General features: G+C 36.6%; 10 protein-coding genes. 4 read left to right on the forward strand and 6 right to left on the reverse strand.

Going from position 1 to position 12,603, the window contains the following annotated elements; genetic code table 11:
• Positions 1 to 30: 30 nt before the first annotated feature.
• The 6 genes from OQ292_RS29915 to OQ292_RS29940 all read right to left on the reverse strand — a co-directional run bounded on the left by OQ292_RS29915 (position 31) and on the right by OQ292_RS29940 (position 3,922).
• Positions 31 to 1,014 carry an aldo/keto reductase gene (locus tag OQ292_RS29915; RefSeq protein ID WP_284687959.1) on the reverse strand — a complete coding sequence of 328 codons (984 nt, stop codon included), beginning with the start codon at positions 1,012 to 1,014 and terminating at the stop codon, positions 31 to 33.
• 140 nt (positions 1,015 to 1,154) lie between these two features.
• Positions 1,155 to 1,586: a darcynin family protein gene (locus OQ292_RS29920; RefSeq protein WP_284687960.1), complete on the reverse strand. Its 432-nt coding sequence runs from the start codon at positions 1,584 to 1,586 to the stop codon at positions 1,155 to 1,157.
• 365 nt (positions 1,587 to 1,951) lie between these two features.
• Positions 1,952 to 2,527 carry a Crp/Fnr family transcriptional regulator gene (locus tag OQ292_RS29925; RefSeq protein WP_284687961.1) on the reverse strand — a complete coding sequence of 192 codons (576 nt, stop codon included), beginning with the start codon at positions 2,525 to 2,527 and terminating at the stop codon, positions 1,952 to 1,954.
• Between the two features lie 21 nt (positions 2,528 to 2,548).
• A complete protein-coding gene (locus tag OQ292_RS29930; protein WP_284687962.1) occupies positions 2,549 to 2,992 on the reverse strand; it encodes a GNAT family N-acetyltransferase in 444 nt (147 codons plus the stop codon).
• 97 nt (positions 2,993 to 3,089) lie between these two features.
• Entirely contained in the window at positions 3,090 to 3,260 is a 171-nt protein-coding gene (locus OQ292_RS29935; protein WP_284687963.1) for a hypothetical protein, read from the reverse strand.
• Between the two features lie 167 nt (positions 3,261 to 3,427).
• Positions 3,428 to 3,922, reverse strand: coding sequence for a hypothetical protein (locus tag OQ292_RS29940; protein WP_284687964.1), 495 nt, complete (start codon positions 3,920 to 3,922; stop codon positions 3,428 to 3,430).
• 169 nt (positions 3,923 to 4,091) lie between these two features.
• Between OQ292_RS29940 and OQ292_RS29945 the strand changes: the two genes are divergently transcribed.
• The 4 genes from OQ292_RS29945 to OQ292_RS29960 all read left to right on the forward strand — a co-directional run bounded on the left by OQ292_RS29945 (position 4,092) and on the right by OQ292_RS29960 (position 12,592).
• On the forward strand, positions 4,092 to 7,376 hold the full coding sequence (locus tag OQ292_RS29945) for a S41 family peptidase (RefSeq protein WP_284687965.1): 3,285 nt from the start codon (positions 4,092 to 4,094) through the stop codon (positions 7,374 to 7,376).
• Positions 7,377 to 7,538: 162 nt separating this feature from the next.
• Positions 7,539 to 9,470, forward strand: coding sequence for a 3-keto-alpha-glucoside-1,2-lyase-like domain-containing protein (locus tag OQ292_RS29950; protein ID WP_284687791.1), 1,932 nt, complete (start codon positions 7,539 to 7,541; stop codon positions 9,468 to 9,470).
• Positions 9,471 to 9,499: 29 nt separating this feature from the next.
• The gene (locus tag OQ292_RS29955; protein ID WP_284687792.1) at positions 9,500 to 11,446 is read left to right on the forward strand and encodes a DUF7133 domain-containing protein; all 1,947 of its coding nucleotides are present in this window, start codon (positions 9,500 to 9,502) and stop codon (positions 11,444 to 11,446) included.
• 96 nt (positions 11,447 to 11,542) lie between these two features.
• The gene (locus tag OQ292_RS29960) at positions 11,543 to 12,592 is read left to right on the forward strand and encodes a lactonase family protein (RefSeq protein WP_284687793.1); all 1,050 of its coding nucleotides are present in this window, start codon (positions 11,543 to 11,545) and stop codon (positions 12,590 to 12,592) included.
• Positions 12,593 to 12,603 lie beyond the last annotated feature (11 nt).

The raw sequence follows: 12,603 nt of genomic DNA on the forward strand, positions 1-12,603 counted from the left end.
GCCGGGATTTATAAAAAAAGTTAAATCTTTTTACCAAAGATGATGTACCTGTTTTTTAATATAGGTATTGTATACATCATTAATTGCGCTCATTTGTTCTTGTGAGAGATCTTGAAAATCGGCAGCTACAACATTATGGATAAGTTGCAATTCTTTAGAAGCTCCCGGAATTACACAACTTACTTCATCAAACATTAAAATCCATTTTAAGGCTAACATTACCAGATCAACATCTGGAAACTTGTCTTTTAGAATTTCAACAGCTTCTAAGCCAGTATTATAATCGATACCGGCAAATGTTTCTCCCTTGTCAAATGCAGCGCCATCTCTGTTAAAGTTACGGTGGTCTTCTTTGCCAAAAGTTGTGTCTTTAGAAAACTTTCCACTAAGTAAGCCACTGGCTAGCGGCACACGAGTAATAATTCCCACATTCTTTTCTTTAGCTAGCTTAAAAAATAAATCAGCCGGCCTTTGCCTAAACATATTGAAGATAATTTGAACAGTTGTTACACAGTCGTATTCAATGGCTTTTATTGCTTCCTCTACCTTTTCTACACTAACTCCCATGTTCAGGATTTTACCCTCAGCCTTTAGTTTTTCAAATTCTTCAAAAATTTCAGGTCGATAATAAACCTCGGTAGGAGGGCAGTGTATTTGTATAAGATCAAGGCATTCTATACCCATGTTTTGCAAGCTTTCTTCTACAAAAGTTCTCAGTGCTTTTGGCGTGTAAGCTTCATTCGTGTGTGGGTTTAACCTTCTTCCACATTTGCTTGCTACATAAATGCGTTCAGACCTATTTTTAACCAATCTGCCAACAGCTTTTTCACTTTCTCTGTCGCCATATACATCTGCCGTATCAATAAAGTTAATGCCTTTATCTACAGCAGAATTTAATATTTTATCCGCATTATCATGATCGAAAGGTTCACCCCACTTTCCACCAACTTGCCAGGTTCCTAAACTAATTTCAGAAATCTCAAATCCTGTTTTTCCTAAGGTTCTTTTTTTCATTATTTACTCTAATTGATTTTTTCAGAATTACTGTGTTGTAACAATACAATCAATTATAAGCTATTAAAGTTTTTTCTCAGAGCAAACAGGCAATTTTATCTGAAACATGGTTGAACTATAGGCAAATTCTACAAGACTTTTCAATCAGGTTTGTATTCTTCATCTTCGAATTGAGCGAAGCCATCTTCAATGCCTATAATCACATCTACTAATTGAATATAAGGTTTACCAAAAAGACTGGTGTCTCTCAAATGTTCCATAAAGTAATAATGGTCTTTAAGATCAGCACATTCGATAATCATAAAGTCAGAAGTTTTTGCGTGGAAAGCTTCACTATCGAATAACCTCACTTTCAGCTTACCTTCAAATTTTTGTATAATGGGCATAATCTCATTTTTAAAGATTTTACCCCTTTCTTCGCGTTTTAAAAGTAGCCAGTGGTTGGTTACATTATACAAAACTAAAATAGAATATTTCATAACTGTTTCATTTTTAGGTGTTTCAATAGGTTTACTTTGTACTGCTGATACTGTAAACAATAAAATACATAGCAGGTAAATGCTCTTTTTCATAATTGAATAATAGATTATTTACTGGCTAAGATGAGTGGTAAATTGGGCAGGTACATTTACATATGTAAATAAAAATGCATCCTTTTCTTAAAAGGAGTATGTATTCTGATGATAGATAATGAATAGTATGACCTTTTTTTGACCTTGGTCAAATTGCGTTAAGAATTTTAGGAGTGATTACGTAAAAAAATCCGGTGTTTGAGTGCAACGAGTTTCGGGTTTTTTAGTCATCATGAAGAAAATTTAGCGAATTTGTCCACAGTCTTGAGTTTTTGGTTCTTTTATGTCAAGTTAAAAGAACAAAATTAGATCATTTTATATTGATTCTCTTATTACAAGAATCTTATTTTGAATAAACTACTTTTTTACTTCCCTGCTAAATTTCTTCTGATTCTGCTAAGTTGAGTAGCGCTCACTCCTAAATAAGATGCAATATGGTATTGTGGAATTAATTGATCGAGGTTGGGGAATTCCTGCTTAAAAATTTCATAGCGCTTTTCTGCATCCATCGTAACCAATTCAATCTCGCGCTTTTCTTTCTGTACAAAGTAATTTTCAGATAGTTTTCTAGATAGAGATTCTATTTGAGAATGTTTCTGATAGAGCGAGATAAACTGTTGGTAGTTTGTTACTAACACTTCTACATCAGTTAAAAACTCAATATTGATGCGATTTTCTTTTTCGGTGATTAGTGCAGAATAAGCGCCAATAAAAGAAGGAGCTACATTAAACATTTTGTTGTATTCTGCACCTTCTGTATTCCTAAAAAAAGCTCTGGAAACACCTTTCATTAGAATGCCAAATCTTGTTTCACTGTTACCTTCTTTGGCAAAGTAAGTCCCTTTTGTAAAAGTCTCAGTGCTAAATTGAGCCAAAAGAATTTCTAGTGTTTCTTCTGAAATGGGGTGTATTTGCTTGATGTATTTTTTAAGTGCCTCCAAAGAATTATTTAAAATCTAAAGTTAATTCTCAGGCTGCAATTGCCAAAGCCAAGCATCTCCAATTTCGTGGTCTTGTACAATTCCAGAGAAGGTAAAACCATGCTTTTTTAATATGTGAGTAGATGCATTTTCTTCGGGAGCAGTTTTGGCAGTAATTATCAAGTTGTTATCAGTCTGTTTGGCAATCTTAATCAGTTCTTTGCAAGCAAATGAGGCAATGCCTTTGTTTTCGTGAGCTTTAAATGTCCAGTAAGCTAGTTCAACTTTGCCATCCATTGGTTTGCCAGTAAAACCACAAGAGCCAACGACTGTTTCTTGATCGAAAATGAAATAGCCAATCCAAGGTGGATTATAGCCGATTGTTGGATAAAAGTTTTGATATGCCTCGAGTAATTGTTGGCAATCGGGAGAGTTAAAAATGCTTTTAGAAGAATCTTCTTGGGTGGTAATTGGTTTGAGCTCCATCAATAATCAGGTTTTGTTCTGGAGCGTAAAAATATACATTTATATAAAAATCCAGAACAACCGATTTGATGGTACTCATCTTTTTAGGAGAGGGAATTTATCTTGTTCCGGCAATAAGTGTCAAAACAAATGCTACACAGATAAAACCGAAGATCAAAAATGCAATCGCTTTTAAAATCTTTGTGTAAATGTTGTTTTCTCTCCGAATGGTTTTAATCCCAAATACATCGACCAGAAGCCAGATGAAAAAGTTAAATACATAATCCATAATGTTTTTGTTTAAGTTTTAAAATAAATTTTACTATCTGTATAAACGTTTTTAATTGAATTTTCATTCAATCTAAATAGCGTTTATTACCATACAATTTACATATTTAATCTCATACAGTGCAAGTTGTTTTACCACGCTAGCGCTAATTATTAGATTTATCTACATTATTTCATAGTGCTGTATTCGTTTCTTAATCTTTGCAGTATATCTACTAGGTCTTCTAAACCTTCAATATCTGCATAAGCATCAAAAACTACTTTCTTACTTTGTCCATTTTGCTTAATTTCTATCCATTCAGCACCACCATCTGTACAATCTAGACAGTCCGAAAGTGTGTCGGGCAAGTTGTTAAAAACAGAGAAATCAATGCTATTATAAATGCTATCGTATTTAGCTTGAGTGAGGCTATTTGTAAAAGCTACTTTAGGATACGTATCTCCATCGTAGATGCTTTTCTTCTCATAATAAGTTTCCAAATTAGAGTTCAGTATTAATTCTTGATAGCAATAGCCAACACAATACCCATAAGAAGTTCCTGAAGTAATTTCTAAGTCAGATTCTGGCAAGCAACTACATTCTTCAGATACAAGCGTGTTATCACAAGCAAATAAGATAACAATTGGAAGGCTTAGCAGTAATAAAGATTTTTTCAGTTTCATAATTTTTAATTTTCACCATTACGGAAGACTTTATTAAATTGCTACAAAACAAAGCGTACATTGTATTCGATTAAATCGATGTATTTTTCCGCTCATATAATTTATTTTTATTGCTGCTGTATATTTTTTTAACTTTCCGCACTCAATTATTCAAACTTTAAAGATGTTTATGAAACTATTAAAACTCATATCTTATCTTTTCTTTATCTCATTTTCCACAATGGTTTTTGCGCAAGATGCACCCTTATGGATGCGTTATCCTGCGATTTCACCAGATGGAAGTGAGATCGCCTTCTCTTTCAAGGGCGATATTTACAAGGTAAGTACCAGTGGTGGGCAGGCTATCCCGCTAACTATGCATAATGCGCATGATTTTATGCCAGTTTGGTCTAAAGATGGAAAGTCTTTGGCTTTCGCTTCAGACAGATATGGCAATTTCGATGTTTTTGTTATTCCTTCAGAAGGTGGTGAAGCAAACCGCTTAACCTTCCATTCTTCTGATGATTATCCAAGTGATTTTACCCCAGACAACAGCAAAATTATGTTTACATCATTAAGAACAGATGATGTAAAATACGCACAGTTTCCTTATGGCAGATTGCCAGAGTTATACGAAGTAGGAGTACAAGGTGGCAGACCAGAACAAATTACTTCTATTACTGCCGAAGAAGCACGCTACAGTGCAGATGGTTCAACCATTATTTACCAAGATAAAAAAGGTTACGAAGATCCTTGGAGAAAGCATCATACTTCTTCTGTTACTAGAGATATTTGGTTACTAGATGTAAAAGATGGTAAATACACCATGTTAAGCGATTTTGGAGGTGAAGACAGATCGCCTGTATTTGCCGCTGATGGAGAAAACTATTATTACTTAAGTGAAGAAAAAGGCACTTTCAATGTTTTTAAAGCTTCTCTAAATGGCAATGCATATAAAGAGCAATTGAGTTCTTTCGAGAACCATCCAGTAAGATTTTTAACTGTTTCGAATAACGATTTGCTTTGCTTCGGATTCGATGGTGAAATTTATACGATGAAACCGGGAAGCGACCCAGTAAAGGTAAATATCACGATTAGAACAGATAACAGCGGAGCAGATTACGAAACAACTTCTGTGAGAGGTGGAGCTACTGAAATGGCAGTTTCACCAAATGGTAAAGAAATCGCTTTTGTATACAGAGGAGAAATTTTTGTGGCTCCGGTAGAAGATGGCGATACCAAAAGAATTACCAATACACCAGCACAAGAGCGTAGTGTAAGCTTTAGTCCAGACGGTAGAAAGCTCTTATATGCAGGTGAAAGAGATGGAAGTTGGAATATTTACAGCACCGAGATTGTAAGAGAAGAAGAGCCTTATTTTTATGCTTCTACCATCTTAAAAGAAGAAGTAATTACTGATGCGCCAAATGCTGAGTTTCAGCCTTCTTGGTCGCCAGATGGCAAAGAAGTAGCTTATTTGGAAGACAGAGTGGTGTTGAAGGTGATCAACCTAGAAACAAAAGCTAAAAGAACCATTCTTAGTGCAGAGCATAACTATTCTTATTCTGATGGAGACCAGTATTACGATTGGTCGCCAGATGGCAAATGGTTTTTGGTGGTATTTAACCAACCAAACCAGTGGATTTCTGAGGCAGGCTTAATCTCTGCACAAGGAGGAGAATTGATAAATCTAACTAAAAGTGGATTTAGCGATGAGGCTCCAAAGTGGATGATGGATGGCAAGATGATGATCTGGTTTTCTGACAGAGATGGTATGAAAAATAGAGGTAGTTGGGGTTCAGAGGCAGATGTATATGCTACTTTTTTCACGCAAGAAGCTTATGATGAATTCAACTTAAGCAAGGCAGATTTTGAGCTTTACAAAGAGCGCGAAAAAGACGAGAAGAAAGAAGACGAAGATGATGACAAGAAAGATGAAAAAGCAGATGAAGATGATTTGCCAGAAATAAAAATGGAACTAGACGGCATAGAAGATAGAAAGGAGAGATTAACCATTCATTCTTCTAGGTTAAACGATGCCGTAGTTTCTAAAGATGGTGAGACATTATATTACATCTGTAGGTTTGAACAAGGGGTAGATTTATGGAAAACCAATTTAAGAACCAGAGAAACCAAAATTGTTACGAAGTTAGGTAGCAGCGGAGGCGGTCTAAGCTTCGATAAAGATGGCAAAAATTTATTCTTACTTTCGAGTGGTTCAGTTAAAAAAGTAGATGTAAGCAGTGGTAGTGTGAAAACCATTGGTGTAAATGGCGAGATGAAACTCGACAAAACCAAAGAAAGAGCTTACATTTTTGACCACGCTTGGAGACAAGTAAAAAACAAGTTCTACTTAACAGATTTACACGGCGTTGATTGGGATTTCTATAAAAAAGAATATGAGAAATACCTGCCTTACATCAACAACAATTACGATTTCTCTGAAATGTTAAGTGAGTTGTTGGGTGAGCTTAACGCCTCACACACAGGTTGCCGTTACTATGCACATGCTGACAATGGAGACGAAACTGCTTCGCTAGGTTTATTCTTCGATAAGGATTTTACTGGCAATGGTTTAAAGGTGGCAGAAGTACTAGAAAAAGGCCCAGCAGACAGAGCAGAATCGAAGATTTCAACCGGAACTATCCTCGAAAAAATTGATGGAGAAGCCATTGAAGCAAATACCAATTACTATCCTTTGCTCAATAGAAAGGCTGGCAAAAAGGTGTTGCTTTCTCTTTATAATCCATCAAATGGCAATAGATGGGACGAAGTAATTGAGCCGATTTCAAGAGGTACAGAAAGCAATTTATTATATCGCCGTTGGGTAGAAAACCGTCGCGAAGAAGTGGAAACTCTTTCTGATGGAAGAGTGGGCTATGTGCACGTAAGAGGCATGAATGACCCAAGTTTCAGAACAACTTACGAAGAGGTGTTGGGTAGAAACTTTGATAAAGAAGCTATTATCGTAGATACCAGATTTAATGGTGGTGGTTGGTTGCACGACGACTTGGCAACTTTCCTTAATGGGAAAGAATACATCCAAATGATGCCGAGAGGTCAGAAGTTGGGAACGGAGCCTCAGTTCAAATGGACAAAAGAATCGATTGTGCTGATGGGTGAAGGTAATTACTCAGATGCACATATGTTCCCTTACGCTTACAAAGCAAATAACATTGGTAAATTGGTAGGTATGCCTGTACCGGGTACTGGAACTGCTGTTTGGTGGGAGAGACAAATAGATGGAACTTTGGTATTTGGTATTCCGCAGGTAGGTATGGTAGATGTTTCTGGTAACTACTTAGAAAACCAACAACTAGAGCCAGATGTTAAAGTTAGAAACGAACCAGAAGTGTTGTTAGATGGCAAAGATCAACAGATAGAAAAAGCTGTTGAAGTGCTGCTCGAAGAGCAAAATGAGTTACCAGGCTCACAAGACCTAAAACTGGAAAAGAAAGCCGAAGAGAACAAGTAAATCAATTTAGCTACCTGTTTTTAAAGGCAGGTAGCTTCCTTTCAGCCCGCTAAATAGCTGAGCCAGAACCTATATATTCCTCTTTAGAATGAATGCGCTCAGTTTATTTTCTCTCCTCAGATTAAGATAATATTTTTAAAGCTGGATTTAAATTTTAACCTTATGATTATGATTAGGAATGTGTTTGTGATTTTTTTGATGCTTCTTGGCTTTAGCCTCTTTGCCCAAGAAAAGGATATGCAGCAAATATCATTTGATGATATGTCTGCATTTAAAGAGCAAGCCGGAAACTGGTTTGTAGTGGGAGATGTTGTGATCAACCCAACATTAGACATCCACCACGAGCCAGAAAAGGAAGCGACAGAAGACACAGGCAAGAAAAAAAAGAAAAAGAAAAAAAACTCAGCTAAGGAAGAAGCAAAGCCAGAACCTAAAGCATTTGCATACGGAGACGGCACTGGTATCCTCATCAACATGAACGACGATACCAAAAAAAGTCAATTACTAACAAAGTGGGAACACGGCGATATCATCTTTGAAACAGATGTGATGTTACCTAAAGGTTCCAACTCAGGAATTTATTTACAAGGTAGATATGAAGTTCAATTGCTAGATAGCTGGGGAGTTAAAGAACCCGCTTTTAGTGATATTGGAGGTATTTACCGTAACTGGGAACGCACTCCAGGCAAAATTTACATGGGTAAAGCCCCACTTACCAATGCAGCTTTTGCTCCGGGTGTTTGGCAACACTTAAAAATCGCTTTTAAAGCCCCAAGATTTGATGCTCAGGGTAAAAAAGTAGAAAATGCTCGTTTCGAGTATGTAGAATTGAATGGAATAAGAATCCACGAAAACTTAGAAGTACCTTTACCAACTGGCGGACCAATTGAAAATAATGAGACTGCAAAAGGTCCTATTATGATTCAGGGAGACCATGGCCCAGTTGCTTTTAGAAATATGAAATATAAGCTAATGGAAGAAGCTGATATTAAAGTTTCTGATATTACTTACAAAACATTTGATGGGGCATTTCAAAAAATTGCCGATTTCGAGAACACTACTCCTGTAATGGAAGGTAGCTCTCCAACATTAACTTATGCAGTTACAGATAAGAACGACAACTTCGGTGTAATTCTTAATGGTAAAATAACTGCACCAAAAGCTGGCAAATACAACCTAAGATTAAACTACATCGGTGGTTTGCGTTTTACAGTAGATGGAAAAACTGTAGTAGACAATCAAATTCCACATGCTAATGGAAACGATTTAGTATCTGTGGATTTGAAACAAGGTGAGCAACCATTCGAAATTGCTTACTACAAGAGTATTGGTTGGAGACCAGCCATGTTAGGTGTATTCGAAACTAACTCATTTCCAAGACCTTTGCATAGCTTAAGTTCTTATGCATCAGGTGCACCTTCTTATTCTCCAATTTATGTAGATGCTGAAAGTACTCCTAGATTGCTGAGAGCATTCTTCGATTTCGAAGGTGATAGAAGTAAAAGAATTACACACTCAATTGGTGTGGCAGATCCTTCTGGTGTAAACTATGTATACGATTTAAAATCTGGAACTCCTGTATGTATATGGCGTGGCGATTTTGTAAACGCAACTCCAATGTGGCACGACAGAGGTGATGGTTCATTTAGACCAAGAGGTGCAGCTCGTTACCTATTTACAGGCCTATCAATTGCTAACTTATCTACAGGATCAGAAACGTTCCCGGTAGCTATGGACGAAGCTAAAGGCTTCCACAACATCGGTTATAAAATCGCTGAAAACTCAGGAACACCGGTATTTATGTATTCGCTAAACGGAACAAAATACGAAGATTCAATCTCTCCAGATGAAGAAGGAAAATCTTTAATTAGAACTGTAAAAGTAATTGAAGGAGATGCGCCAACTACGCTTTCAGTTAAACTCGCAGAAGGTGACGACATCTTTATGTTAGAAACTGGTGAATACTGTGTGGATAAGAAATATTTTATCCAACTAAACGGAAATCAGTCAGTAAAAGTAAGAACTGCAAATGGTAAGAAAGAGCTTGTCGGACAGTTCACAGCTAATTCTATAAGCTATAAAATTATTTGGTAATGATGACTAGAACGATGAAGCATACATTCATGAAAAAATTAGGAATTATACATTTGATATTGTTTGGTTTGCTATCAGTTGCCTTTGCACAAGACGATAGCAATCCTGAAAGTGAATTTTATAAGATTGTTACTCTTCCGGTAAACGAAGGTATGTTGTTGGAAGTAGGTGGTATGGCTACACTTCCAGATGGCAGAGTTGCTTTGTGCACCAGAAGAGGAGATGTGTATTTGGTAGAAAACGCTACCATGGCAGATGGTGAATTTCCAAAATATAAATTGTTTGCATCTGGTTTACATGAAGCTTTAGGTTTAGCCTATAAAGACAATGCAATCTTTGTTACACAACGTGGTGAGTTAACCAAGTTGAAAGATACCAATGGAGATGACATTGCAGATGTTTACGAAACAGTTTACGACTGGCCACTTTCTGGACACTACCATGAGTATTCTTACGGTCCAAAAATTATGGAAGATGGAAGTATGATGGTAACAGGTAACGTAGCTTTCGGTAACGAAGAATGGTGGCGTGGTGAAAGTAGAGTGCCTTGGAGAGGTTGGGCAATGAAAATTTCTCCTGACGGACAAATGGAGCCATTTGCTACTGGTATGCGTTCTCCTTGTGGTTTAGGAGTTTACGAAGGTGAATTTTTCTATACTGATAACCAAGGTGACTGGATGGGCTCTGGTGGTATTTGGCATGTTAAAAAAGGTGGATTTATGGGACACCCTGCTGGCCTTTCTTGGTCAAAAGAACCTAATTCTCCAATCGATTTAACACCTGAGCAATTCTACGCTAAAATCGATATCAGACAAGAAAAGAAAGATGGTAGATTTATAAAGCCAGCTAATATTCAAGACGAAGAAAATCCTGACTTTTTATTCAAAGCAAAAGAGGAATTTCCTCAAGTTCAATTGCCTTCAGTTTGGTTACCTCATGGTGTTTTAGGTATTTCTAACTCAGAAATTAAAGAGATCAAAACTAACCAATTCGGACCTTTTAAAGGACAATTATTAATTGGAGATCAAGGGCAAAGTAAAATTATGCGTGTAGCTTTAGAGAAAGTAAAAGGAGAATACCAAGGTGTTGCTTTCGATTTCCGTTCTGGTTTTCAGTCTGGTGTATTAAGAATGAGCTGGGGACACGATGGTTCAATCTTCGTAGGTGAAACTAACAGAGGTTGGGGTTCTGCTGGTAATACTAACTCTGGTTTAGAGAGACTAGTTTGGACTGGTAAAGTACCTTTCGAAATGAAAAATATTACTGCAAAACCAGATGGTTTCGAAATCGAATTTACTTATCCGGTAGACAAAAAATCTGCTGAAGATTTAGATTCTTATAATGGTAGAAACTTCACATATAAGTACCATGCTGTTTATGGTAGCCCAACTGTAAACGACGAAGACCTTAAAATTAAAGGTGTAAAAGTTTCGGAAGATGGTAAAAAGGTAAGAGTAGTTGTTGAGAATATGCGTCAGTATTATGTACATCAGATCAATGTAACTGGTGTTACTGCTGGTCATGGTACATTAAACCTGCTACACCCAACTGGTTATTACACTTTAAATAACATTCCAGATGGTGATAAACTTTCTTCTAGTGAGTTAAGCACTTATCGTTCTTCATTAGAAGCTTCAGCTAAAAAAGCTGCTGCTGCTAAAAAAGCACAAGCTGCCGCTGCCGCAAAAGCGAAAGCAAAAAGTGCTGCATCAGCGAAAGCACCAACATTTGCTGAAATTAAGCCATTATTAACTAAGAATACTTGTAATGCTTGTCATTCAGAAGATAAGAAAGTTGTAGGCCCAGCATTTAAAGAAGTGGCAAAAAGAGGATACTCTGATGAAAAAATTGTAGAACTTATTTACAACCCTGAACCAGCTAACTGGCCAGGATATGCCACTCCCATGGCGCCAATGCCGCAAGTGCCAAAAGATGAGGCACTCAAAATAGCGAAGTGGATAAATTCGTTGGATTAATTTTCTAAAAAGGGTATCTCTTAGAGATACCCTTTTTTTTCATAATGATTTTACTGCTATCTTGTAGACGAAATTTTAGACTTTAATTTTTGATATATGATTGTACTAACCGGTGGATATACCAACAAGAAAGGAAATGAAATTGAAGGTGGTATTTACACTTTTGAATTTGATGAGAAAGAAGGTACACTAACTGAAAAAGACCTTTATCCAACCGTAAACCCAAGTTATATTTGTGTTTCAGACGATAACAAATTCCTGTATACTTTCGAAGAAATTGGTATAGATGAGAAACCAAAACTCAAAGCCTTCTCTTTAGATAAAGCAGGTAAACTTACTTTCCTAAATGAAAAAGTAATTCCGGGTGGAGCTCCTTGCCACATCACTTTTTCAAAAGATAAGAAATTCCTTTTAATCGCTTGCTACAGTACTGGAAACGTGTTGGCATTTGCCATAAAAGCAGATGGTACTTTAGGCGAAATGACAGGCTCTGCACAACATAAAGGCAGTAGTGTCAATAAATCTAGACAAGAAGGTCCGCATGCACACATGGTAGCGCTCGATAAAGAAGGCAAAGTCTATGTTTGTGATTTAGGTTTAGACAAAATAAAGGCTTATAGTTTAAGCTCAACAGGTGAGTTAACTCCTTTACCAGATGAAGATATTAAAATTGCAGAAGGTAGTGGACCACGTCACATGGTTTTCCATCCAGATGGTGAACATGGTTTCGTAATAAACGAGCTTACTTCAACTGTATCTCTATTAAAAAAAGAAGGAGGCAAGTTTAAAGTGCTTAAAGATTATTTGGCATTAGATGGTTCTTTTTCTGGCTTACCAACCGCAGCAGCAATTCGTATTTCTAAGAAAGGTAAATATGTTTACTCTTCAGATCGTACGATTCAAGCAATTTCAATTTTTGAGTTTGATGCTGATAATAGTACACTTAAGTTGTTAACTCATGAGGAGACAGGAGGAGAGGCTCCAAGAGATTTTAACATTGCTCCATCAGGAAAATGGTTAATTGCAGCCAACCAAAACACCGATAACATAGTTACATTCAGTAGAGATAAGAAAACTGGCTTACTAAATAGAAAGTCAGAGATAACTGATATTGTAAAACCGACTTCAATTGTATTTATAAAATAGTATTATTCTGA

The sequence above is a fragment of the Chondrinema litorale genome (assembly GCF_026250525.1).
Lineage (GTDB): Bacteria > Bacteroidota > Bacteroidia > Cytophagales > Flammeovirgaceae > Chondrinema > Chondrinema litorale.

Bases quoted from the DNA above. Each gene is read 5' to 3' on its own strand.
- OQ292_RS29950 (WP_284687791.1), top strand. From the start codon at position 7,539: ATGATTATGATTAGGAATGTGTTTGTGATTTTTTTGATGCTTCTTGGC.
- OQ292_RS29930 (WP_284687962.1), bottom strand. From the start codon at position 2,992: ATGGAGCTCAAACCAATTACCACCCAAGAAGATTCTTCTAAAAGCATT.
- OQ292_RS29935 (WP_284687963.1), bottom strand. From the start codon at position 3,260: ATGGATTATGTATTTAACTTTTTCATCTGGCTTCTGGTCGATGTATTT.
- OQ292_RS29960 (WP_284687793.1), top strand. From the start codon at position 11,543: ATGATTGTACTAACCGGTGGATATACCAACAAGAAAGGAAATGAAATT.
- OQ292_RS29955 (WP_284687792.1), top strand. From the start codon at position 9,500: ATGAAAAAATTAGGAATTATACATTTGATATTGTTTGGTTTGCTATCA.
- OQ292_RS29920 (WP_284687960.1), bottom strand. From the start codon at position 1,586: ATGAAAAAGAGCATTTACCTGCTATGTATTTTATTGTTTACAGTATCA.
- OQ292_RS29940 (WP_284687964.1), bottom strand. From the start codon at position 3,922: ATGAAACTGAAAAAATCTTTATTACTGCTAAGCCTTCCAATTGTTATC.
- OQ292_RS29945 (WP_284687965.1), top strand. From the start codon at position 4,092: ATGAAACTATTAAAACTCATATCTTATCTTTTCTTTATCTCATTTTCC.
- OQ292_RS29915 (WP_284687959.1), bottom strand. From the start codon at position 1,014: ATGAAAAAAAGAACCTTAGGAAAAACAGGATTTGAGATTTCTGAAATT.